General features: G+C 70.3%; 24 protein-coding genes. 13 read left to right on the forward strand and 11 right to left on the reverse strand.

Annotated elements, in window-relative coordinates; genetic code table 11:
* Positions 1 to 70 precede the first annotated feature (70 nt).
* Positions 71 to 559 carry a GNAT family N-acetyltransferase gene (locus tag KME77_RS15715; protein WP_219467625.1) on the reverse strand — a complete coding sequence of 163 codons (489 nt, stop codon included), beginning with the start codon at positions 557 to 559 and terminating at the stop codon, positions 71 to 73.
* A 372-nt stretch (positions 560 to 931) separates the two neighbouring features.
* Between KME77_RS15715 and KME77_RS15720 the strand changes: the two genes are divergently transcribed.
* On the forward strand, positions 932 to 1,870 hold the full coding sequence (locus KME77_RS15720) for a TIM barrel protein (RefSeq protein WP_219467628.1): 939 nt from the start codon (positions 932 to 934) through the stop codon (positions 1,868 to 1,870).
* Between the two features lie 115 nt (positions 1,871 to 1,985).
* On the opposite strand, the gene KME77_RS15725 is transcribed toward KME77_RS15720, so the two are convergent.
* Positions 1,986 to 2,456: a MarR family winged helix-turn-helix transcriptional regulator gene (locus tag KME77_RS15725; protein ID WP_219467631.1), complete on the reverse strand. Its 471-nt coding sequence runs from the start codon at positions 2,454 to 2,456 to the stop codon at positions 1,986 to 1,988.
* Between the two features lie 60 nt (positions 2,457 to 2,516).
* On the opposite strand from KME77_RS15725, the gene KME77_RS15730 reads away from it, so the two are divergent.
* On the forward strand, positions 2,517 to 2,897 hold the full coding sequence (locus KME77_RS15730; RefSeq protein WP_219467634.1) for a cupin domain-containing protein: 381 nt from the start codon (positions 2,517 to 2,519) through the stop codon (positions 2,895 to 2,897).
* Between the two features lie 136 nt (positions 2,898 to 3,033).
* Positions 3,034 to 3,450, forward strand: a complete 417-nt coding sequence (locus tag KME77_RS15735) for a cupin domain-containing protein (protein ID WP_219467636.1) — start codon at positions 3,034 to 3,036, stop codon at positions 3,448 to 3,450.
* A gap of 33 nt (positions 3,451 to 3,483) precedes the next feature.
* Here KME77_RS15735 and KME77_RS15740 read toward each other — a convergent pair whose 3' ends face one another.
* Entirely contained in the window at positions 3,484 to 4,242 is a 759-nt protein-coding gene (locus tag KME77_RS15740) for an HhH-GPD family protein (protein WP_246609821.1), read from the reverse strand.
* A 195-nt stretch (positions 4,243 to 4,437) separates the two neighbouring features.
* Here KME77_RS15740 and KME77_RS15745 point away from each other — a divergent pair, with 195 nt between their 5' ends.
* Positions 4,438 to 5,109, forward strand: coding sequence for a hypothetical protein (locus KME77_RS15745; RefSeq protein ID WP_219467640.1), 672 nt, complete (start codon positions 4,438 to 4,440; stop codon positions 5,107 to 5,109).
* Positions 5,110 to 5,293: 184 nt separating this feature from the next.
* Here KME77_RS15745 and disA read toward each other — a convergent pair whose 3' ends face one another.
* The 5 genes from disA to KME77_RS15770 form a co-directional block, all read right to left on the reverse strand.
* Positions 5,294 to 6,376: a DNA integrity scanning diadenylate cyclase DisA gene (disA, locus tag KME77_RS15750; RefSeq protein WP_219467643.1), complete on the reverse strand. Its 1,083-nt coding sequence runs from the start codon at positions 6,374 to 6,376 to the stop codon at positions 5,294 to 5,296.
* Between the two features lie 40 nt (positions 6,377 to 6,416).
* Entirely contained in the window at positions 6,417 to 7,835 is a 1,419-nt protein-coding gene (radA, locus tag KME77_RS15755; RefSeq protein ID WP_219467646.1) for a DNA repair protein RadA, read from the reverse strand.
* Between the two features lie 350 nt (positions 7,836 to 8,185).
* Positions 8,186 to 8,491 carry a thioredoxin gene (gene trxA, locus KME77_RS15760; protein ID WP_219467649.1) on the reverse strand — a complete coding sequence of 102 codons (306 nt, stop codon included), beginning with the start codon at positions 8,489 to 8,491 and terminating at the stop codon, positions 8,186 to 8,188.
* Positions 8,488 to 8,862, reverse strand: coding sequence for a MerR family transcriptional regulator (locus tag KME77_RS15765; RefSeq protein WP_219467651.1), 375 nt, complete (start codon positions 8,860 to 8,862; stop codon positions 8,488 to 8,490). The genes trxA and KME77_RS15765 overlap by 4 nt, the downstream gene beginning before the upstream one ends.
* A 66-nt stretch (positions 8,863 to 8,928) precedes the next feature.
* Complete coding sequence (locus tag KME77_RS15770; RefSeq protein ID WP_219467654.1) at positions 8,929 to 9,627, reverse strand: class I SAM-dependent methyltransferase; 699 nt, start codon at positions 9,625 to 9,627, stop codon at positions 8,929 to 8,931.
* Positions 9,628 to 9,739: 112 nt separating this feature from the next.
* On the opposite strand from KME77_RS15770, the gene KME77_RS15775 reads away from it, so the two are divergent.
* From KME77_RS15775 to KME77_RS15805, 7 genes are all read left to right on the forward strand, one after another.
* On the forward strand, positions 9,740 to 10,549 hold the full coding sequence (locus KME77_RS15775; protein ID WP_219467657.1) for a sugar phosphate isomerase/epimerase family protein: 810 nt from the start codon (positions 9,740 to 9,742) through the stop codon (positions 10,547 to 10,549).
* The gene (locus tag KME77_RS15780; RefSeq protein ID WP_219467662.1) at positions 10,546 to 11,310 is read left to right on the forward strand and encodes a class I SAM-dependent methyltransferase; all 765 of its coding nucleotides are present in this window, start codon (positions 10,546 to 10,548) and stop codon (positions 11,308 to 11,310) included. The genes KME77_RS15775 and KME77_RS15780 overlap by 4 nt, the downstream gene beginning before the upstream one ends.
* Positions 11,307 to 11,888 (forward strand): TetR/AcrR family transcriptional regulator, encoded by a 582-nt coding sequence (locus tag KME77_RS15785; RefSeq protein WP_219467665.1) that lies wholly within the window; start codon positions 11,307 to 11,309, stop codon positions 11,886 to 11,888. Before KME77_RS15780 ends, KME77_RS15785 begins: the two co-directional genes overlap by 4 nt.
* A gap of 116 nt (positions 11,889 to 12,004) precedes the next feature.
* Positions 12,005 to 14,104, forward strand: coding sequence for a (Fe-S)-binding protein (locus KME77_RS15790; protein ID WP_219467667.1), 2,100 nt, complete (start codon positions 12,005 to 12,007; stop codon positions 14,102 to 14,104).
* Positions 14,105 to 14,252: 148 nt separating this feature from the next.
* Positions 14,253 to 15,050: a PNPOx family protein gene (locus tag KME77_RS15795; protein ID WP_219467670.1), complete on the forward strand. Its 798-nt coding sequence runs from the start codon at positions 14,253 to 14,255 to the stop codon at positions 15,048 to 15,050.
* On the forward strand, positions 15,047 to 16,114 hold the full coding sequence (locus tag KME77_RS15800; protein WP_219467672.1) for a glycosyltransferase: 1,068 nt from the start codon (positions 15,047 to 15,049) through the stop codon (positions 16,112 to 16,114). The genes KME77_RS15795 and KME77_RS15800 overlap by 4 nt, the downstream gene beginning before the upstream one ends.
* Before the next feature lie 29 nt (positions 16,115 to 16,143).
* Positions 16,144 to 16,425 (forward strand): metal-sensitive transcriptional regulator, encoded by a 282-nt coding sequence (locus tag KME77_RS15805; RefSeq protein ID WP_219467675.1) that lies wholly within the window; start codon positions 16,144 to 16,146, stop codon positions 16,423 to 16,425.
* A gap of 130 nt (positions 16,426 to 16,555) precedes the next feature.
* Here KME77_RS15805 and KME77_RS15810 read toward each other — a convergent pair whose 3' ends face one another.
* Together KME77_RS15810 and KME77_RS15815 are read right to left on the reverse strand one after the other, a co-directional pair.
* Positions 16,556 to 16,717 carry a hypothetical protein gene (locus KME77_RS15810; RefSeq protein WP_175589978.1) on the reverse strand — a complete coding sequence of 54 codons (162 nt, stop codon included), beginning with the start codon at positions 16,715 to 16,717 and terminating at the stop codon, positions 16,556 to 16,558.
* Positions 16,718 to 16,931: 214 nt separating this feature from the next.
* On the reverse strand, positions 16,932 to 18,515 hold the full coding sequence (locus KME77_RS15815) for a hypothetical protein (protein ID WP_219467679.1): 1,584 nt from the start codon (positions 18,513 to 18,515) through the stop codon (positions 16,932 to 16,934).
* Positions 18,516 to 18,577: 62 nt separating this feature from the next.
* On the opposite strand from KME77_RS15815, the gene KME77_RS15820 reads away from it, so the two are divergent.
* Positions 18,578 to 19,483: a DUF1349 domain-containing protein gene (locus tag KME77_RS15820; RefSeq protein WP_219467680.1), complete on the forward strand. Its 906-nt coding sequence runs from the start codon at positions 18,578 to 18,580 to the stop codon at positions 19,481 to 19,483.
* On the opposite strand, the gene KME77_RS15825 is transcribed toward KME77_RS15820, so the two are convergent.
* Positions 19,455 to 19,985, reverse strand: a complete 531-nt coding sequence (locus tag KME77_RS15825) for a gamma carbonic anhydrase family protein (protein WP_219467683.1) — start codon at positions 19,983 to 19,985, stop codon at positions 19,455 to 19,457. The genes KME77_RS15820 and KME77_RS15825 overlap by 29 nt on opposite strands.
* Positions 19,986 to 20,123: 138 nt before the next feature.
* Between KME77_RS15825 and KME77_RS15830 the strand changes: the two genes are divergently transcribed.
* Positions 20,124 to 21,194: a hypothetical protein gene (locus KME77_RS15830; protein ID WP_219467687.1), complete on the forward strand. Its 1,071-nt coding sequence runs from the start codon at positions 20,124 to 20,126 to the stop codon at positions 21,192 to 21,194.
* The last annotated feature ends 54 nt before the right edge of the window (positions 21,195 to 21,248 follow it).

The raw sequence follows: 21,248 nt of genomic DNA on the forward strand, positions 1-21,248 counted from the left end.
AAACCCCCGTGTGATCACTCACACGGGGGTTTCCAGCGTTCCGGGCCGTTCGGTGCCGCCGTGCCAGGGGTCAGAGCGCGCGATGCATGATGTGCAGCCCGACATAACCCTTCACCGGGTGCCGGAAGCCCTCCGGGAGCGTGCCCAGCACCTCGAAGCCGAGCGACCGGTACAGCTCCACCGCCCGTACGTTCGTCTCCACGACCGCGTTGAACTGCATCACGCGGTAGCCCGCCGCCCGCGCCCAGTCCACGGTGTACGCGCACAGGGCCCGTCCCACGCCCCGTCCGGAGTGCGCCGGGTCGACCATATAGCTGGCGCTCGCGACGTGTGACGCGTTGCCCAGGTGGTTGCGGTTCATCTTCGCCGTGCCGAGGACCGTGCCCGACTCGTCCACCGCGACGACCGTACGGTCGGGCGAGGGCAGGATCCACCAGTCGCGGCCCTGATCCATGCCAAGATCCGTGGGGTAGGTGAAGGTCTCGCCGGCGGCGACGATCCGGTGAAAGAAGGGCCAGATGGCGGGCCAGTCGTCCGCGTCGGCTTCCCTGATCAGCATGGGCCCAGGATGCCGGTACGGCACGCCGGGCCTCAAACACATTCTCAGCTGCGGTGTCGCGGCCCCGGAGCCCTTTGGGCGCGGGGGATTGAGAGCCGGGTGCTCACACTTTGTTTCCGGGGTGTTGCGGATTTGTTGGCAACTCGGCTGTACCACCACCACAAGTAGTACTACACTCTGTAGAGCATTGCCAAGTCTGGTCCAAGTCGTACGCAAGACCGCGTCCCTAGGGTGAGCCATGCTCCCTGGGGAGTAGTCAGGAATCAACTCAGGGCGGACGCGTACGCCACCCAGGAGCAGGCATGCTCGACAGGTCCGCACCAAGTCCGAGGCGGGCGACGGAACAACCAGTGCAAGCCGTGGAGGAACTCGATGCGCCTGCGTCACGATGACGGAACGCTGGTTCACCTCGCCTACAACGCCGGCGTACACCCCGCCGAGGACCTGGAGAACCTGATCGCCCACCTGACCCGCTACGCGGTCCCGGTGCGCAAGCAGCTCGGGGTCGAGCGGATGGGCGTCGGGCTGTGGCTGTCGCCGGCCGTGGCCGACCACCTGACGGCCGACCGGATCGAGCTCGTACGGCTGCGCAGGTCCCTGGAGGAGCGCGGCCTCGAAGTGGTCAGCCTCAACGGCACCGGCGGCCGCAACCAGGACGTGCCGGGCCCCGACTGGGCCAAGCCCGAGCGCTACCGCTACACCATGGCGCTGGCCAAGATCCTGGCGTTCCTGCTGCCCGACGACGTACGCTTCGGCAGCATCTCCACCATCCCGATCGGCTGGCGCCGCGACTGGCCCGCCGACCTGCACACCATCGCGACCCGGCGGCTCGAACGGCTGGCCAGGGAACTGCGCGGCATCTACAGCGTGACCGGCAAGACCATCCGCGTCGGGTTCGAGCCCTGGCCGGGGTGCGTGCTGGAGACGACCGAGCAGGCGCTTGAGCGGGTGTGCGGCATCGACTCCGAGCACCTCGGCGTGTGCCTCGACGCCTGCCACCTCGCCTGCGGCGCCGAGGAGCCCGGTGAGGCCCTCGCCGGGCTGGCCGCCGCCGGCGCGCCGGTGGTCAAGGTGGGGCACGTGCACAACCACACGGGCGAGACGCCCAGCACGGGCGCGGTGCTGCACGACACGCTGACGGCGATGCTGTCGGGCGCCGTCAACGGGACCGCCCACATCGAGGTCGAGACGCACAACCTGGCGGTCCCGGGGCGGGCCAAGGGGCCGGGGGCGCTGGTGTCGCTGCTGGCGGAGGAGCTGGACTGGGCTCGTACGCGCTTGACGGGGCTGGGGCTACAGCTCGCCGCGTAGACGATACGGGGGTGCCGGGCTCGCCGCGCAGGGCGCTGTGAGGCCCCCTGTGGTCCGGCTCGTCACCCGCTCCGCCGAGGGGCCGGCATCGGGTGGCGGTTGACGTCGTGCCTGGTTACAGGGTGCCGAACCAGCCTGGCGTGTCGAGGCGGAACATGTCCGGCGGGGTCATCCTGCGCAGATCCGTCACCAGCGCGTCCAGCCGCTCTTCCCCCAGCTCGGCCGCCCACCGCTGCCGCAGGCTCTCGAAGATCTGCCCTGACCGCACCAGCGCGTCCATGCCGTACGGCGTAAGGCGGACGAGCTTGCGCCGGGTGTCCTGGGGGTCGACGGTGCGTTCCACGTAGCCGATCCGTTCGAGCGTGTCGATCGTCTTGCCAGCGGCCTGTTTGGAGACGCCGAGGGTACGGCCGAGCTCCACGGCGGTGGTGCCGTGCCCGCCGATGGCCTGCATGACGAAGCCGTGCATCGGCCGGATGTCGGGGTGCCCCTGGCGGCCGAGCTCCGCGTGCAGCTCGTCGATGAGCACGCGGAAGCCGAGCAGGAGGCGGAGCGGGAGCTCGAAGCCGGGGATGGCGCTTGACACGATAGACAACCTGGTTCACTATTTAGACAACGTTGTTGTCCATCTTAGGGGGTTCCCACGATGACTGTCATCCGTGATCACGAGGCGCGCCGTTCCGAGACCGGCGGCGGGGTCATGACCACGTTCGCCTCGCCGACACAAGGCGGGGCCTCGCGGTCGGTGTGGCGCGTCGAGGCCAAGGCCGGTGTCGCCGGGCCACGCCACGACTTCGACCGCGAACAAGTGTGGACCTGGCTGACCGGCACCGCCGCCGTTGAGCTCGGCGACGAGAGGTTCGACGTACGGCCGGGGGACACCGTGATCATGCCCGCCCACACCGCGCGGCAGGTCACGGCCGGTGCCGAGGCGGGCTACACGGCCGTGGTGACCGCCCCGGCGGGTGCCAGGGCGCTGGCCGCGGACGGCGGCGACGCGTTCGGCGTACCGCCGTGGATCGCTTAGCCGCCTTGAGTGGCGTCACCGCCCGAACGGCGCAATGCCGGCCGCCTGGCCCGTCGCGCCCGGCGCGCCCGCTCGGACGGCGGGAGGCGCCTGTCGATCGATATCCACTGCAAATCAGCCAAATTAGGAGATAGCTATGCCTGTCGTGCTTTCAACCGACACCCGGCGCATCAAAACGCCGAACGCCGTCATGACCACCCTCGCCTCCCCGACCCAGGGCCAGGCGGGGACAGCCGTATGGCGCGTGGACGCAGTGCCGGGGATGGTGGGGCCGATCCACGCGTTCGACACCGAACTGGTGTGGACCTGGCTCACCGGCTCGGCCGTGGTCGAGCTGGGCGGGGAGAGGTTCGACGTGGGGGCGGGCGACACCATGGTGCTCCCGGCCGACGTGTCCCGGCAGATGACCGCCGACGCCCAGGAGGGGTTCACGGCGATCGTGGTGGCGAGCCCGGGGGCGGAGGTGTACAACCCGGGCGGAGTGTCCGAACCGGACGCCTGCGACCTGGCCCCCAAGGGCTCGGAGCGGACCGTCCCGCCGTGGGTCCGGTAGTCGCAGACCGTTCGGCCATGAGATCGGTGGTCGTCAGGAGTGCGGGAGGCGGTACGTGCCGTCGTCGAGAAGCTCGGCGAGCCCGTCGGTCACCAGCCCGTCCAGGGCCCGCTCGCGCTGCACGGCGTCGTCCCACACCACGTCCAGCGCCATCTTGGGCACCGGCCCGTGGGCCTCGCGCAGGACGGCCAGCAACCGGCCGCGGCACTGCCGGTCCGTCCCCGCGTACGTCTGCCCCTTGCGGGCGGGACCGGAGTGCGGCGGTTTGCCGGCCAGGCGCCACGCGCACACCTGGGAGATCGGGCAGTCGGCGCAGCGCGGCGCGCGGGCCGTGCACACCAGGGCGCCCAGCTCCATGACCGCTACACCCCAGCGGGCCGCGCCGACCTCGGGCAGGAGGGCCTCGGCCAGGCGGCGTTCGGCGGCGGAGGTGGCCGTGGGCGGGTACTCCTCGGCGCGCACCGCCCTCGCGAACACCCGCCGCACGTTCGTGTCGAGCACCGCGTGCCGCCCCCCGTACGCGAAGCTGGAGACCGCGGCGGCGGTGTACTCGCCGATGCCGGGCAGCGCCAGCAGGGTCGCGTGGTCCGAGGGCACCTCACCGCCGTGCTCGTCGGTGATGGCCTTGGCGCACGCGTGCAGCCGCAGCGCGCGGCGCGGGTAACCGAGCCTGCCCCAGTGCCGTACGGCCTCACCGGGGGGTTCGGCGGCCAGGTCGCCGGGGGTCGGCCAGCGCTTCATCCACTCGTGCCAGATGGGCAGGACGCGGACGACCGGGGTCTGCTGCAGCATGATCTCGCTGACCAGCACTCCCCACGGCGTCGCGTCGGCGGCGCGCCAGGGAAGGTCTCGGGCGTTGTTCTCGTACCAGTCCAGAACGGGTACGTGCAGGGGGCTCGGCTCAACCACGCGCCTTAGGGTATGCGGAGACACCCTTGAACGACGCACCGTCACTCTTTGTGTTGGATCGATTACCATGCTGGAGGTATGGATCCGGATACGATGCGTGACGGCGACGGTGACGTCTACTGGCGGCGGCGCATGAGCGTGCTGGTGGCGGTGCTGGTGGTGGTGGCGGTGGTGGCGTGGGCCTGCTCCAGCGGGTCCAGCGGGCCGCAGCGTCCCTCCAGCGCGCAGTCCTCCACGAGCGCCTCGCCGACGGTGGATCCCCTCCTGGCCGGCCTCCGTACGCTGGCCATGGGCACCGCCAGCCCCTCACCCACGCCGAGCAGCACGAAGTCCACCCCCGCCGCCAAGCCCAAACGGCCCGGCGATCCCTGCGCGGACGGCGACCTGGTGCTGAGCATGCAGGGCAAGCAGGACGTGTACAGCGGCGGAGCGCAGCCCAACTTCCTCATCACGCTGGTCAACACCGGCCCCGTCATGTGCACGGCGGACGTGGGGCCGCGCTCCATGGAGGTGCGCATCACCTCCGGCGAGGACCGGATCTGGTCCACCGCCGACTGCGTCAGCGGCTCGGCCACCGAGGTGAAGCAGCTGCAGCGCGGAGTGCCGTGGGTGCGGTCGCTGGACTGGGACCGGCGTCGCTCCAGCGACGACTGCCGCCGCAACCCTCCGGCCGCGCTGCCTGGCACGTACGTGGCCGTGGTCCGGATGGGCAAGCTGAAGAGCCCTCTGGGCGTCTTCCACCTGCGCTGATCCGTGGGTGTGCGTGGGCTTGCGACGCTGACAGCATCGCGCCGATCCCCACGAGCCACCTGACCCACCAGCCCCCGGCTGCCCTCCACCGCCATGAGTCGGCTGATCCCACACGCCGGCCGATCCCATAGGCCGACCGACCTCACGGGCCGACCTCCGTGTCCCGGCCGATCGTGGGGAACGGTCAGACGTACCGCTCCAAGATGGACGACTCGGCCAGCCGGGACAGCCCCTCCCGCACGCTGCGCGCCCGGGACTCGCCCACTCCCCCCACCGCCTGCAGGTCGTCGATGCTGGCCGCCAGCAGCTTCTGGAGCCCGCCGAAGTGGTTGACCAGCCGATCCACCACGGACGCCGGCAGCCGGGGCACCTTGGCCAGCAGCCGGAAGCCGCGCGGGCTGACGGGCCCGTCCAGCGTTTCGCTGCCGCTGTGTCCCAGCACGTGGGCGACCGCCGAGAGGTCGAGCAGCTCGCTGCCGGAGAGCCCGTCCAGGTCGTGCAGGGCCTCGGTGAGCCGCTTGTGCCGTCGGCCGGAGGGGGCGGGCAGGTAGTCGCGCACGACCAGCTCCCGCTCCGAGTCGACGCCCGCCACCAGCTCGTCGAGCTGCAGCGACAGCAGCCGCCCGTCGGTGCCCAGCTCGACGACGTAGCCCTTGATCTCGTCGGAGATGCGCCGCACCATCTCCAGCCGCTGGACGACGGCCGTCACGTCGCGTACGGTCACCAGGTCCTCGATCTCCAGGGCCGACAGCGTGCCGGAGACCTCGTCGAGGCGGTGCTTGTAGCGTTCGAGCGTGGCCAAGGCCTGGTTGGCCTTGGACAGGATGGCGGCCGACTCCTCCAGCACGTAGCGGATGCCGTCTAGGTAGAGGGCGATGATCCGCATCGACTTGCTGATGGCGATGATCGGCAGGCTGGTCTGCCGGGCGACGCGCTGCGCGGTGCGGTGGCGGGTGCCGGACTCGTCGGTCGGGATGCCGGGGTCGGGCACCAGGTGCACGGCCGCGCGTACGATCTTGTGATCGCCGCTCAGCACGATCGCGCCGTCCATCTTGGCCAGCTCGCGCAGCCGGGTAGCGGAGAAGTCGACGTCCAGCTCGAACCCGCCGCTGCACACCTCTTCGACCACGTTGTTGTAGCCGAGCACGATCAGGCCCCCGGTCTGCCCGCGCAGGATGCGCTCCAGCCCGTCGCGCAGCGGAGTGCCCGGGGCCACCGAGGCCAGGGCTTCGCGACGGCGGTCGTCAAGACTCCTGTCGTTTGGCACCTGACCCCCGTGTCGATTAGTCAAGCTCAGCTTAGCCGCGCTATGTGACCTGTGTGAGTGCGTCCCAGACGTTCTCCACTTCCACGACCTCGAAGCCGGGTGCGAACGCAACGGGCCCTACCGGCACGAGTGTGCGTTGCCCGTTGCGTTGTGCCTTGCCGCGGTCGGTGCCCTGATCGAGGGACCCGGCGGGCACCAGGCCGCGCTTGAACCCCAGTCGCGCCGCCTCGCTCAGGCGCCGCCGTACGTCCTTGACCGCCCGCAGCTCGCCCGACAGCCCGACCTCGCCCATGGCCACCAGGCCGGGCGGCAGCGGCTTGTCGCCCGCCGCGCTGGCCACGGCCAGCATCACCGACAGGTCGATCGCCGGGTCGGCCAGCTTGATCCCGCCCACCGTCGCGGTGAACACGTCGCAGCCCCCCAGCTTGGCGTTGAGCCTGCGTTCGAGCACGGCGAGAATCATCTGCACCCTGTACGTGTCCAGCCCCGACGAGCTGCGCCGTGGCTTCTCCGCCTCGGTGCGCGCGACCAGGGCCTGCACCTCGGCGGGCAACGGCCGGGTGCCTTCGACGGTCACGGTGACGCAGGTGCCGGGCACCGGCTGGCTGCGCCGCGACACGAACAGCCCGCTCGGGTCGGTGATCCCCTCGATGCCGCGCTCGTGCAGGTCGAAGCAGCCGACCTCGTCGATGGGGCCGAACCTGTTCTTGATCGCGCGGACCATCCGCAGCCGGGAGTGGCGGTCGCCCTCGAAGTTGAGCACGACGTCGACCAGGTGCTCCAGGGTGCGCGGCCCGGCGATCGAGCCCTCCTTGGTGACGTGACCGACGAGCACCGTGGACATGTTGCGCTCCTTGGCCAGCCGCACCAGGTTGGCGGCCACCTCACGCACCTGCGTCACCCCGCCGGGCACGCCGGTGGCCTGCACGGAGCCGATCGTCTGCACCGAGTCGACCACCAGCAGCCTCGGCTGAACCTTCTCCACATGCGCGACCAGCGCCGACAGCTCGGTCTCCGCCGCCAGGAAGAGCTGGTCGCGGATGGCGCCGATACGGTCGGCCCGCAGCCGCACCTGGGCCGCCGACTCCTCGCCGGTCACGTAGAGGACGGTCTCGCGCTCGGCCATCCGCGCGGCGGCCTCCAGCAGCAGCGTCGACTTGCCGATGCCCGGCTCGCCCGCCAGCAGCGCCACGGCCCCCGGCACCAGGCCGCCGCCCAGCACCCGGTCGAGCTCGCTCACCCCGGTCGTGCGCGCGGTCGCCACCTCGGCCTTGACCTGCCCGATCGGCATCGCGGGCGCGGTGGTGGCACCCGCCTGGACGACGCTGACGCCGGCCCGCCCGCCCTCCTCGTCGACCGTGCCCCACGCCTGGCACTCGCCGCACCGGCCCACCCACTTCGTGGTGCGCCACCCGCACTCGGCGCAGCGGTATCCGGGCTTCTGCGCTGTCTTGGCCATGCGGGCAGGCTAGCGCCCCCCACCGACAATCCCCACGAGCTGCGGAGGCAACCGCTGGCCGGCCGACTGTCGGCCAAGCGGCCGCCGCTCGGGAAGGGGCCGCTCGGGAAAGGGCCGTCCGAGGAGGGACCCTCCGGGGAGGGACCGTTCCTGAAGGGGTGGGTCGTGCGGGGGACGGTCGCGAAAGGGGCCACGAGCGGCGTCCCGGCGGACACCATCCGCGGGCATGTCGCCCCGGTCGGGGCTCCCATCCCCGTGGCCGCTGGTCATGCCCCCAAGTTAAAGGCGAAGGCAGGCACAGAGATCAGCCCACGGTAGGAATTCCGCCGTCAACCCAAGGGATTACCCGATCACCCAAGCCCCAACTCGGCCACGATCATGCGCTTCGGCTTGGCCCCGACGACCTGCTTCACCGGCTCCCCGTTCTCGAACAGCAGCATCGTGGGCAGCCCCATCACCCCGTACCGGGCCGAGATCTGCGGGTGTTCGTCGCTGTTGAGCTTGCCGATCGTCAGCCCGTGCTCCGACTCGATCTCCGCGAGCACGGGGGCGACCATGCGGCACGGCCCGCACCATTCGGCCCAGAAGTCGACGAGCACAGGCTTGTCGCTGCGCAGCACCTGCTCCTCGAAGTTGTCGGCGGTCAGCTCGATCATGTCTCTCCTCTCAGGACGCAGCCGGGGCACGCCGAGGCGAGCTGGGCGGCGACTTCGGCGCGGCGGGCCAGCAGGACGCGGATGTCGTCGTCGATCTGCGCGAGTTTGCGGTGGTAGACGGCGACGGACTCGCGGCACGAGCCGCCCGTGCTGTGGCCGGAGCGCAGGCAGTCGACGAACGGCCGCGTGTCCTCCAGTGTGAACCCCACCGACAGCAGCGCCCGGATCTCCGACACCAGCTTGACGTCGTCCTCGGCGTAGTCGCGGTAGCCGTTGGAGCCCCGCGTGGCCGAGAGCAGCCCGTGCTGCTCGTAGTAGCGGAGCGAGCGGGTGCTCACCCCGGTCCGTTCGGCCAGCTCTCCGATGCGCATGCTTCAACGGTAAACGTTGACACTGACGTCAATGTCAAGCCGCTCAAACAACCACAAAGAAGCCGCTCAGAACGTCCGCCAGCGCAGGACGTTCGGATACGCCAACTCCAGCCCCCGAGTCTCCGCGATCGCCCGCGCCGCCACCTCGGGCGTGAACTCGATCCGCAGCACCGCCTCCAGATCGGCCCGCCGGGAGAAGACCATCCGCAGGTCGAGCGGCTGCCGCTGCCACCCGTGCCGGTCCCAGAACGCCTCCACCTCGGCCGCCGACCAGGTGGGCACCGTCTGGCGGAACCACCGGCCGAACGAGCCGCGGTCACCGTCCAGGTCGATGACGAAGGCCGCGCCGCCCCGCCGTACGACCCGTGACAGCTCGCGCAGCCCCGGCTCGCAGCCGGGACCGAAGAAGTACGCCCACCGCGCCACGGCGACGTCCACGGACGCGTCGGGCAGCGGCAGCTCCTGGGCCGTGGCCGCGTGCACCGACACGGACGGCAGCCCGGCGCAGCGGCGGCGGGCGAGCGCGACGAGGTCGCCGTGCGGCTCGACGCCGATGACGCGGGCCGCGGCGGCCGCGAAGCGGGGCAGGTGGTAGCCGGTCCCGCAGCCGATGTCGAGCACGGTCGCCCCGTCCCACGGCCGCAGCGCGCGCATGGCGGCGTCGGCCGCGCCGTCGGGGTCGGCGGCGAGGTTCTCCAGCTCGTAGACCTGCGGGGTGTTCCAGATGTTCGGGCTGGGGACGGCTCCTTTGGCGATCCGTGGCATGCCCTCAACCGTAGGCGTTACCAGCACCCGGATGGGGCCGTCCCCGCCTCGGGAGACGCGGCTCACCTCAGGGGGTCGCGCCAGATCGCCGTCACCGGCTTAGGCTGGCATCGTGGCTGACGTCATCCGCGTGCCCAATGCGAAGATCGCATTGTCCACCGCTTCGGTATATCCGGAACGCACTCCTGACGCGTTCGAACTGGCCGCGCGCCTGGGCTACGACGGGGTCGAGATCATGGTCGGCGCCGATCCCGTGAGCCAGGACATCGACGTGATCGAGCGGCTGTCAGAGCACTACGAGATCCCCGTGCTGGCCATCCACGCGCCCTGCCTGCTCGTCACGCAGCGCGTGTGGGGCCGCGACCCCTGGGCCAAGCTGGTCAAGGCCCAGAAGGCGGCCGAACGGCTGGGGGCCTCGACAGTGGTCGTGCACCCGCCGTTCCGATGGCAACGCGACTACGCGCGCGACTTCGACACGGGACTGGCCCGCATGCAGGACGAGACGGATGTCACGTTCGCGGTGGAGAACATGTTCCCGCTCAAGGCGAGGGGCAACGACGTGGTGCCCTACTCGCCCGACTGGAACCCGACCGACTACGACTTCCCGCACGTCACGCTCGACCTGTCGCACACGGCGGTCTCCGGCTCCGACGCCATGGAGATGGCCACCAAGCTCGGCGACCGCCTGTCCCACCTGCACCTGGCCGACGGCCTCGGGGTGAGCAACAAGGACGAGCACCTGGTGCCCGGCAGGGGCAACCAGCCGTGCGCGGCCATGCTCGAACGCCTGGCGAGCAGCGGTTACGGCGGCCTGGTCGTGCTGGAGATCAACACCCGCAAGGCCACCAGCCGTACGGAGCGCATCGACGACCTGGCCGAGGCGCTCGCCTTCGCCCGCCTCTACCTGGCGGCCGCCAGATGACCATAGGCCCGAAGAGGACACTGGCCAGGGTTTTCGACAGGGTCGCCGACGCCTACGACGCGGGCAGACCGACATACCCGGACGAGATGTACCGGGCGCTGACCGAGGTGTCCGGCGTGGACCTCGACGGGGCGACGACCGTCGACGTGGGCGCGGGCACCGGCATCCTGACGCGCGCGCTGCGGGCCCGGGGCTCGCGGGTGATCGCGGTGGACGCCGGCGCGGAGATGCTGGCCCGCCTGCTGTCCAAGGGGACGGACGGCGACACGGCCGCGCTGCGGGCGGACGGCAACGCGCTGCCGCTGACCGACGGCGTGGCCGACCTGGTGACGTACGCGCAGTCCTGGCACTGGCTCGACCCGGTGATCTCGATCGCCGAGGCCAGGCGGGTGCTGCGGCCCGACGGCGCCATCGTCGGCTGCTGGAACCTGGCGCACGCCTCCCAGGCCGACTGGCTGGCCGCCTACGAGGAGCGGCTGGCGCGGGCGTGCCCGACCTACTGGGGGCCGGCGCTGGAGGAGTGGTCGGTGCCGCCGATCGCGGCCGCGTTCGAGGTCGTCGAGGAGCGCTGGATCGCCTGGACCAGGCTGGTCGGCATCGAGGACTTCCTGCTGGACCTGCGTTCGCACTCCTATATGGCAGCGCTGTCTTCCGAGGCCGCCGACGAGCTCGTCGCGCTCCAGCGGGCCGAGTTGCAGCGGGAGTTCCCCGAGGGGGTCCTGTCCGTCCCCATGCGGGTCTACATGGCGGTGGGGAAGTGACCGACAAGCGGCGTCCGGGACGTCGTCCCGGGTCGGCCGACACGCGCGGCGAGATCCTCGCCGCCGCGCGTCGCGTCTTCGCCGAGAAGGGGTTCGACAAGGCGACCGTGCGCGGCATCGCCAGGGAGGCGAAGGTCGATCCCGCCCTGGTGCACCACTACTTCGAGACCAAGGAGGGCATGTTCGCGGCGGCGATGCGGCTGCCCATCTCGCCCGAGCAGATCATCCCCGTGCTGCTCGCCTCGCCGCGTGACGAGCTGGGCGAGCGGCTCGTGCGGCTGGTGCTGACCGTGACGGCCGAGCCGGCGACGCGCGAGCCGATGGTCGCGCTGATCCGCTCGGCCATGACGAACGAGCACGCCCGGCAGATGTTCAAGGAGTTCATCAGCAACGCCCTGCTCTTCCGGGTCGCCGACCAGCTCAAGGTGCCGCACCTGCGGATCGAGGCGGCCTTCGCCCAGATGTTCGGCGTGGTCATGGGCCGTTACGTGATCCAGCTGGAGCCTCTGGCGAGCGCGGACATCGAGGAACTGGTGGAGCTCCTGGGGCCGACGGTTCAGCGTTACCTGACTGGGTAGAGCATTGTTCTGGTCCCACTGGGGCGTTACTCAATACCGGTCGGTAGGATTCCGGAGAGTATCGGCCGTGGGCGTGACCGTACGCTGGCAGCCAACGTAGTCAGTGGGAGGACCCCGTGCTCTGGGTGGCCATCATCGGGCTAGTCATGACCGTCCTGGCGGTCGTCGTGGCGGGCCGTAGGACGCTGTTCCTGTACAAGCTCGCCACGGTCGGCCCACCCGCGCCCGAGCGGATCGAGTACGCGAGAACTCACGCGGGCGACGAGGTGAAGGCGCAGCTCGTCGAGGTGTTCGGGCAGAAGAAGCTGCTCAAGTGGACCCCGTCGGGGGTGGCGCACTTCTTCGTCATGTGGGCGTTCTTCATCCTGCTGACCGTCTACATCGAGGCGTACGGCGCGATCATCCAGGGCGCGATCACCGGCGAGCCCGACTTCCACATCCCGCTCATCGGCACGTGGGCGGTGCTCGGCTTCCTCCAGGACTTCATCGCGGTCGCCTGTCTGCTCGGCCTGGTGACGTTCGCCGTCATCCGGATCAAGAACGCCCCCGAGAAGCTGGGCCGCCGCTCGCGCTTCTCCGGCTCGCACCTCGGCGGCGCCTGGCTCGTCCTGTTCATGATCTTCAACATCATCTGGACGCTCTTCCTGGCCCGCGGCGCCTCGGCGGCGAACGGCAACTTCCCCTACTCCTCCGGCGCCTTCGTCTCCCTGGCGCTCGGCGACGTGCTGCCGGCCAGCCCGTTGCTGGAGGAGATCGCGCTGCTCCTGCACATCGGCTTCATGCTGGTGTTCCTGGTCATCGTGGTGAACAGCAAGCACCTGCACATCTTCACCGCGCCGCTGAACGTGCTCTTCTCCCGCCGCCCCGACGGCCTGGGCCCCGCGTCCGAGCTGCGCGTGGACGGCAAGGCGGTCGACTTCGAGGACGAGGACCTCGACCCCGAGCGCCTGGGCCGGGGCAAGATCGGCGACACCACGTGGAAGGGCTTCCTCGACTTCTACTCCTGTACGGAGTGCGGCCGCTGCCAGTCGCAGTGCCCGGCCTGGAACACCGACAAGCCGCTCAGCCCGAAGATGCTCATCCTCGACCAGCGCGACCACGCCTTCAAGGTGGCCCCGTACCTGATGGCGGCCTCCCAGGAGCACAAGGACACCGACGTGCTGGCGCTGCTGGAGAAGCCGCTGGTCGGCGAGGACGGCGTGATCCACCCGGACGTCCTGTGGTCGTGCACCAACTGCGGCGCCTGCGTCGAGCAGTGCCCGGTGGACATCGAGCACATCGACCACATCCTCGACATGCGCCGCTACCAGGTGATGGTCGAGTCGTCGTTCCCGTCCGAGGCGGGAGTGATGGTCAAGAACCTGGAGAACAAGGGCAACCCCTGGGGCATGTCCGAGATGAAGCGCGCCGACTGGATCACCGACCTCGACTTCGAGGTGGAGGTGGTCGAGGACAAGATGCCCGAGGACGCCGAGTACCTGTTCTGGGTGGGCTGCGCGGGCGCGCTGGAGGACCGGGCCAAGAAGACCACCAAGGCCGTCGCCGAGCTGCTGCACATCGCCGGCGTGAAGTTCGCCGTGCTCGGCCCGATGGAGGCGTGCACCGGCGACCCGGCCCGCCGCCTGGGCATGGAGTACCTGTTCAACATGCTCGCCCAGCAGAACATCGAGACCCTCAACGAGGCCGGCGTCAAGAAGATCGTCGCCACCTGCCCGCACTGCTTCAACACCCTGGCCAACGAATACCCGCAGCTCGGCGGCACGTACGAGGTCGTGCACCACACCCAGCTCCTGGCCAAGCTGGTCGACGAGGGGCTGCTCACCCCGATCACGCCGATCGAGGAGAAGATCACCTACCACGACCCGTGCTTCCTCGGCCGCCACAACAAGGTCTACTCCCAGCCCCGCGACATCATGTCCAAGGTGCCCGGCGTGCAGACGCAGGAGATGCACCGCCACAAGGACCGCGGCTTCTGCTGCGGCGCCGGAGGGGCGCGGATGTGGATGGAGGAGCGCATCGGCAAGCGCATCAACACCGAGCGTGTCGACGAGGCCCTGACCACGAATCCTGACACCGTCTCCACCGCCTGCCCCTTCTGCATGGTCATGCTCGGGGACGCCATCAACGAGAAGAAGAACAACGGTGAGGCGAAGGAGTCGCTGGAAGTCGTGGACGTGGCCCAGCTCCTGATCAAATCAGTCAAGACCACATCCTGACGGGAGAAAGTCGGACTCCTCTACAGGCCTTGTAGAGGAGTTTCGCACGTCAGGGGCCCCCAGTGCCGGAAATCTGCCATCCACATAACGGGAAAATCACGGTAACCTCAACGTCGCATGGCTTCATTCGACGGGGAGGGGGCTCGTGATGCGCGTCGTCGTCACAGACGCGGAAGTCACGCTCGCCGACGTGCTCTCTCTCCGGCTCGCGATCGAGGAGCCGCTGAGGGACGGCACGGAGCTCGTGCTCAAGAACCGGACGACCGGGGTCGAGCGCGACGTCATGCTCGGCACGCCGGGAGCCAGGGCCCGCGAGGCCAGCCTGGCGGTCTCGCTGGCGCCGCTGATGCTCAGCCCGGGACGCTGGGACGCCTACCTGCGCCGCGACGGCAGGCGCGTACGCATGCGCAGCATCGACCCCGGCTTCTCCCTCGACCACCTCGACGCGTACGCCCTGTGCAAGCGCACGCTCGCCTACCGCTCGTACCGCACCCGCAACGGCTTCCTGGCACTGAAGATCACCGACGCGGACCCGGTCGCCGAGGTGCGCTCGGTCTGGTTCAGGGAGGGCCGGTTCGAGGTGATGGGCCTGCTCGCCTACACCGGCCTGGAGGACGACGACTCCCGCCACGAGGCCAGGCTGGCGCTGCAACGCGGGCAGCCCGCCGGGACGACCATCCGCACGGTGGCCACCGTCCAGGGCGTGCGCTTCCACGCGGCCGTGTCCCTGGTGGACGTGGTCGAGGCCGATCCCGACTCCTCGGGCGTCTGGGAGCCGTCCCTGGAGGTCGAGGGCGTGCCGACCCCGATGACGCTGGGCGCGCGCCTGGACGACGTGGACGGCAAGCGCCGCCGCCTGCACTACCCGTCGGCCAGGGTCGACGGGGTGCCCGTGCGGCCCTCCTACACCGCCGAGGACGAGCTGCGGATCGAGGTGGGCCGGTGAAGGTCAGCATGGTCCTGTCGTCCGCGTACGGGATGCGCGCGGACGTGCGCTCCACGCTCAACCTCGCCACCGCCCTGGCCGACCGTCACGACGTCGAGGTGATCAGCGTCAGGCGGCACAAGGACAAGCCGTTCTTCCCGGTGGACGCGAACGTCGTGCTGCGCTCCGTGGTCGACGTCAGGCCCGGCGTGCGGCACCTGTTCCCTCGCGTGCAGGTGCGCACCGAGGTGGCGCTCTGGCGGATGCTGCGCGGCCTCAAGACCGACGTCCTCATCACCACCCGTCCCGGGCTGAGCGTCCTGGCGGCCAGGCACGCGCCCAAGGAGGTGCTCAAGCTCGCCAGGGAGTGGGCCAGGCCGGCCACGCCGGGGCCCGTCAAACGCTTCTACCCGCGCCTGGACGCCGTCGTCACGGCCACGGAGAGCGCCCAGGAGGAATGGGGCAAGCTGCTGGAGGACGGGCCCGCCGTGCACGCCGTGCCGGACGCGCTGCCCAACGGCCCCTGGCCGCGCTCCCGCATGGACAACCGCATCGTCGCCGCGGGCGGCCGGTGGGTGCCCGTCAAGGCGTACGACAGGCTGATCAGGGCGTTCGCGACCGTCGCCGACAAGCGGCCGGACTGGCGGCTCAGGCTGTACGGGGGCGGCCCGGAGGAGCGGCGGCTGCGCGCCCTCGTCCGCGAGCTGGACCTGCACAACCACGTCTACTTCATGGGCACCACCCCCGACCTGGCCGGTGAGTTCGCCAAGGCCTCGATCGTGGCCAACACCTCGCGCGCGGCCTACCTCGGCATCACCGTGCTGGAGGCCATGGGCTGCGGGGTGCCCGTGGTGGCCTTCGAGGGCGCCAGAGGGGCCGACGAGTTCGTGGCCACCGGCTACAACGGGGTGCTGGTCCCGGCGGCCGACGGCGAGCTGGAGCTGTTCGCGGCGGCGCTGCTGGCGCTGATCGACGACGAGCGCAGGCGCCGCTCGCTGGCCGCGGGCGCCCTGGAGACGGCGATCCGGCACGAGGCGGCCGAGATCGGCGGGCAGTGGGAGCGGCTGATCGCGGAGCTTCGCTGACCCATACGGGTTACGGGTACCGTAGGACCATGCATGGGTACAGCGGCGACAAGCAGGCCTATCTAACGCGACTCAGGCGTATCGAGGGGCAGATCAGGGGCCTGCAGCGCATGGTCGACGACGACGCCTACTGCATCGACGTGCTCACGCAGGTCTCCGCGGCCACCCGGGCGCTGCAGGCGGTCGCTCTCGGGCTGCTGGAGGAGCACATCTCGCACTGCGTGGCCGAGGCGATCAACACCGGCGGCCCCGAGGCTGAGGCGAAGGTCAAGGAGGCGTCCGCGGCGATCGCGCGTCTCGTCCGCTCGTAGGGGCGGCCTCGTCCGTACGAACGAGACTGTGGGCTCAACTGACTAGTCATGTTGTGCGGCAGTGAACTATCCCGGAAACCACCGTCCCGGACCCCTGAGGAGTCCGGGACTAGGTCATTTGTGGTTGTCTTCAGCGACTCGCCGAAGTCCGCAATCCGAGCGCGTCGTCGAGCTCGTCCAAGGTCAGCCGCCGCTCACTGATAGCAACGGCGGTGAGCACCTCAGCGTAGAGCGCAATCTCGTCCAACGCGACACGGTCGTGGACCCGAGAGTCCAGGTCGTCGTGCCCCACCGCGTCGTCCTTCCTTCCGCAGCCCACACCCTCTACGAGGTTACGGCGGGGACCCTTCCGGCGACATGGCCCATCGGAGTCATTCCTTTCAACGCCGCCGGGGCCCCTCAAGGATCATTTCCCGAATCCGAGATCACAATTCAGCTAATGGGGCGTGTCGCGAAGTGTTAGAACGATATAGGAGGAGTAAGGGTGAAATAACGGTATTAGTGGTTTAGGAGTGCATGTCGTCGCGTTCCGGGATCAGACGGTGCACAAGTGCCGCCGAGCCCGCGAACCCGCGCTCCGGCACCCTCGCCCCCGTGACCCTGCCCCATGCGAGGCCGACGGCGTACGCGGCGCCCAGCACCGCCGCCGCGGTGGACCGGTCGGGCGGCTCGACGCCGGATCCTGACGCCGCATCCGAACTCCCGGACGTCTCCACGCCACCCTCCCCGGCCGGCTGCCGCCCCTCGTACACGCGCGGCTCCGGCACGGCGTGGGAACCGGTCCGCGGCACGGCGTGCGCACCCGTCTGCGGCATGGCGTGCGCGCCCGTCTGCGGTACGGCGTGCGCGCCCGTCTGGGGGAGCAGGTGCGCGCCGGTCTCGATCGCGCCGGCGGCGTTCATGGCGCCCGTCCGGGAGGCGGGCACCGCGTACGCGCCCGTCCCCGGCGGCTCGGCCCGCCACGGGTACGGCGGCGGCGTCCGCACGGCCATCCCCTCGGGCTGCGTCGTCTCGGCCGCCGAGGTGCCCGTCAGCCCCGCCTTGGCCAGCTCCTCGTACGCCCGCCGCAGCCGATGGTCCAGATGCCCCGGCAGCAGCGCCCGCGAGTCCGACAGGTCCGCCAGGAACGCCGCCGCGGCCCGGGCCGGCTCGGTGGTGAAGGACAGCGCCTCGACCAGGTCGTACACGGTGTGCCTGAAGTGGGTCGCCGGGTCGGTCTCCACCAGCACCGCCCTGGACAGGCGCTCGGGCAGCCGGTCCAGCCACGCCTGCCGTACGGCGTGGTCGTCGCGCAGGGCCGCGGCGTCGTCCAGGTGCGGCTGCCTGAGCGTGGGCTCGACCATCGTGAGCAGCGCCAGCGCGCGCGGCCTGAACCGGGGGTCGGACAGCAGGATCTGGGCCGTGTCGGCGATCAGCGCGGCCAGCCGGAGCGCGGCCCGCGACTCACCGGCGCGCAGGCGTTCGGCGACGAGCGTGACCAGGTCGAGCAGCGGCGGCGCAGGCAGCCAGCGCACCCACTCGTCCCCGGGCAGCGGGCGGCGCAGGTACTCGCCGAAGGCCGTGATGAGCCGCTCGTTGCCGTCGAAGGCGGGCGCGTACGAGCACCAGATGATCGTCCCCCAGATCACGGCGATCGTGCTGGGAACGTCCCTGGCGAAAATGTCATAGAAGGCGCTGAGCGGGTAGTCGCGCTCGGAGCGGCGCTCCTCGGCCCGCAGCAGCCCCCTGATCCCTTCCGTGAGCTTGCCGGGCACGTCAGGGCCGACGAACGCCTGCGTGGAGCCGGGCTCCTCGGCGAAGTCGGGCCCGCGCGGGATCACCCGGGCGGGCAGCACGGCGGCGGGATGGCCGGTGCGGCGGGCGGGCGTGCCGCGCGGCGGCGGCGCGAGGTGCCAGCGGCCGTCGGCGGGATCGTGCAGGTGCCAGCGCGCGTGCGCCCCGAACAGCCACCTGTCTCCGTCGGGGGTCACCAGGACCCTGGCGGCGACGAACTGGGCTCGTGCGGGCACGGGAAGCCCCTGCCAGCGCGGGTTCGCGACCATCGCGCGGACTTCCGCCTCGGCGGCGGCGAACGCATCCCAGGGGCGCACGGCGGCCATCGTACTTGGCCGATCGGGATCGACAATGGGGTTCACACGGCAGAATGTCCGCTATGAGGGCAAAGATGGTCGGGATTTTGACGGTCGCGAGTGTGGTCGCCGGGTGTGGGACGGCGACCACCGCGCAGCCGTCCCCCACCGGCCCCGGGGTGCTGACCCTGAAGGACGCCTCGCCGCCCACGCCTGGAGGAGAGGTGGGCTCGGCGTCCGACGAGTTCGGCGGCGCCACCGATCTGCTGTCCGTCTGGAGCAAGCTGAGCGACACCGAGAAGGACGTCGACCGCATCACCAAGCTGGACGTCAACACCACCGCGAAGGGCTCCCTGTACTTGGAGCCCAAGGTTTCCGCCTGGTTCGACGGCTTCCGCGGCCCTTTCGTCTACCAGGAGCTGGCCGGGAACATCGTCATGTACGCGCGGGTCAAGGTCCAGGGGCGGAAGACGGCCAAGCCGCGGCAGAAGTTCTCGCTCGGCGGCCTGATGGCCCGGCTGCCCGGCTCGTACGCCAAGCCCAACTGGGTGTCGGTCACCACCGGTACGGCCGACAAGACCAATCAGATCGAGGTCAAGTACACCAAGGACGGCAGCTCCAAGCCGGTCGAGCTGCCGGTGAAGGGCGCCTGGGTGGACCTGGTGCTGGCCCGAGTTGGACGCGCCGCCGTCGCCCTGTACAAAGAAGACGGCGGCGTCTGGAAGGTCGGCAGGCGCTGGCAGTCAGATTTGCCGGAGGTGCTGCAGTGGGGCATGACCGCCTACACCGACTGGGAGAGCTACGCCGCGCTCAGGAAGGACCCCGCCAAGGGCAACGCCACCCAGGTCAAGGGCACGGCCGATGTCAGGATGACCGTCGACTTCGTCCGGTTCCTCCGGCCCGAGCTGCCCGATTACGCTGACCCGCTCAACACCGCGTCGGTCCCGGACGAGGTCCTGATCAAAGTTCTGACGCCGTCCGGTGCCTGAGAGCCTTGGCCATGTAGGTGTCGGGTGTGCGGGCGAAGATCTCCCGGTCGTCGTCGGTCAGCTCGCGCACGATCTTGCCCGGCACCCCGGCCACCAGCACTCCGGCCGGGATCTTCTTGCCGGGGCCGATCACCGATCCGGCCGCGACAAGGGTGCCGGCCCCGATGCGGGCGCCGCCGAGCACGATGGCGCCGATCCCGATCAGCGCCCCGGCCTCCACGTGAGCGCCGTGCACCATGGCCTTGTGGCCCAGGCTGACCCGGTGCTCAAGGACCGCCGGCTCACCCTCGTCCGAATGGAGGCAACACAGATCCTGTACGTTGCACTCCTCGCCGACTTCGATCCGCTCGTCGTCCCCACGGAGAACGGAGCCGTACCAGATGCTGGACGCCCGGCCCACGCGAACCTTACCCACCACGACGGCTCCCGGCGCGATGTACGCCTCGGGATGAATGTCCGGGACTGCCCCGTTGTCCAATGCTGCTATGTACACCTGCACCATCGTAATTCCCGGTCCAGGTGTGGCGTTCCGGTTGCGGACGTGGGCAGATGGCAGGAAAGTCGATTCCTGACGTCTCGTCGTCAGACCCTTACAACCCGCAGTTTTCCCCCGCCTCACGCAAACCCTTAGGTAACCCCCATGACAAACCAGCACGAGAGCATTCCCGATCTGATGCAAGAGGACACCTTCGAAGTCGTGATGCGCGGTTACAACCGCCGTCAGGTTCACGACTACATGCTCCGCACCCGTAACCAAGTCAGAGATCTGGAAGAGCGGCTGGCACGAGCGATCGACCAGGCTGAACAGGGCCGTGTCGAGCTGGCGGAGGCCAGGCGGCGCATGGTCGAGGCGCCGCAGAGCTACGAGGACCTCAGCCCGAGGCTGGCGCAGATCCTCAAGCTGGGCGAGGAGGAGGCCGCGGCCAAGAAGTCCGACGCCGAGGCCGAGGCCACCAGTGTGCGTGACGCCGCCAAGTCGGAGGCCGAGCGGCTGGTCACGTCCGCGCGTGAGACGGCTGACAACATCCTGACCTCCGCCCAGGCGGAGGCCGAGCGGCGGGTCGGCGAGGCCACCCAGGCCGCCGAGCGCATGCTGGCGCAGGCGGGCGCCGACGCGGACGAGAAGCTGACCAGCGCCCGCACCGAGGCCGAGGACACCCTGCGTGAGGCGCGCACCGAGTCCGAGAGCCTGCTCACCTCCGCCCAGCAGGAGGCCGAGCAGCTCCTGGCCACCACCGGCGCGGAGGCCGAGCGGACCATCTCCGCCGCCCGCGCCGAGGCCGACTCGACGCTGAACGCCGCCAACAAGCGGGTCGCCGCGCTTGACGAGCACGCCGGCCGCCGCGTCGAGTACCTCACCAACACCCACACCGAGGTCGTACGGAGGCTGACCGAGATCGGCTCGGTGCTCGGCGACCTCATGCAGAGCGAGGGCAAGGCCGGGGCGCTGGTCGTCGAGCCGGCCGGCCGGCCGGAGGCCGAGATCGTCGCGGGGCCCGCCCACGAGACCCCCATGCTGGAGGCGGCCGAGCCCGCCGCGCAGGAGCCCGTCGCGAACGAGCCCGTGCCGCACGAGCCGGTGTCGCAGGACGACGTCCGGGTGATCGTCGAGGACAACCCGGCCGAGCGTACGGCCGAGGTCCACCGCCCGTCCCAGCACGACGAGACCGACGTGGACATCATCGGCCGTCTGTCGGACGCCCGTAAGTAGAGTGCTCGCCCCGAAGGGCCCCGCCGGTCACGGACCGTCGGGGTCCTTCGGCGT

Source organism: Nonomuraea rhizosphaerae, assembly GCF_019396405.1.
GTDB classification, from domain to species: domain Bacteria; phylum Actinomycetota; class Actinomycetes; order Streptosporangiales; family Streptosporangiaceae; genus Nonomuraea; species Nonomuraea rhizosphaerae.

Bases quoted from the DNA above. Each gene is read 5' to 3' on its own strand.
- KME77_RS15715 (WP_219467625.1), bottom strand. From the start codon at position 559: ATGCTGATCAGGGAAGCCGACGCGGACGACTGGCCCGCCATCTGGCCC.
- KME77_RS15720 (WP_219467628.1), top strand. From the start codon at position 932: ATGCGCCTGCGTCACGATGACGGAACGCTGGTTCACCTCGCCTACAAC.
- KME77_RS15730 (WP_219467634.1), top strand. From the start codon at position 2,517: ATGACTGTCATCCGTGATCACGAGGCGCGCCGTTCCGAGACCGGCGGC.
- KME77_RS15735 (WP_219467636.1), top strand. From the start codon at position 3,034: ATGCCTGTCGTGCTTTCAACCGACACCCGGCGCATCAAAACGCCGAAC.
- KME77_RS15740 (WP_246609821.1), bottom strand. From the start codon at position 4,242: ATGCTGCAGCAGACCCCGGTCGTCCGCGTCCTGCCCATCTGGCACGAG.
- KME77_RS15745 (WP_219467640.1), top strand. From the start codon at position 4,438: ATGGATCCGGATACGATGCGTGACGGCGACGGTGACGTCTACTGGCGG.
- radA (WP_219467646.1), bottom strand. From the start codon at position 7,835: ATGGCCAAGACAGCGCAGAAGCCCGGATACCGCTGCGCCGAGTGCGGG.
- trxA (WP_219467649.1), bottom strand. From the start codon at position 8,491: ATGATCGAGCTGACCGCCGACAACTTCGAGGAGCAGGTGCTGCGCAGC.
- KME77_RS15765 (WP_219467651.1), bottom strand. From the start codon at position 8,862: ATGCGCATCGGAGAGCTGGCCGAACGGACCGGGGTGAGCACCCGCTCG.
- KME77_RS15770 (WP_219467654.1), bottom strand. From the start codon at position 9,627: ATGCCACGGATCGCCAAAGGAGCCGTCCCCAGCCCGAACATCTGGAAC.
- KME77_RS15780 (WP_219467662.1), top strand. From the start codon at position 10,546: ATGACCATAGGCCCGAAGAGGACACTGGCCAGGGTTTTCGACAGGGTC.
- KME77_RS15795 (WP_219467670.1), top strand. From the start codon at position 14,253: ATGCGCGTCGTCGTCACAGACGCGGAAGTCACGCTCGCCGACGTGCTC.
- KME77_RS15805 (WP_219467675.1), top strand. From the start codon at position 16,144: ATGCATGGGTACAGCGGCGACAAGCAGGCCTATCTAACGCGACTCAGG.
- KME77_RS15820 (WP_219467680.1), top strand. From the start codon at position 18,578: ATGAGGGCAAAGATGGTCGGGATTTTGACGGTCGCGAGTGTGGTCGCC.
- KME77_RS15825 (WP_219467683.1), bottom strand. From the start codon at position 19,985: ATGGTGCAGGTGTACATAGCAGCATTGGACAACGGGGCAGTCCCGGAC.
- KME77_RS15830 (WP_219467687.1), top strand. From the start codon at position 20,124: ATGACAAACCAGCACGAGAGCATTCCCGATCTGATGCAAGAGGACACC.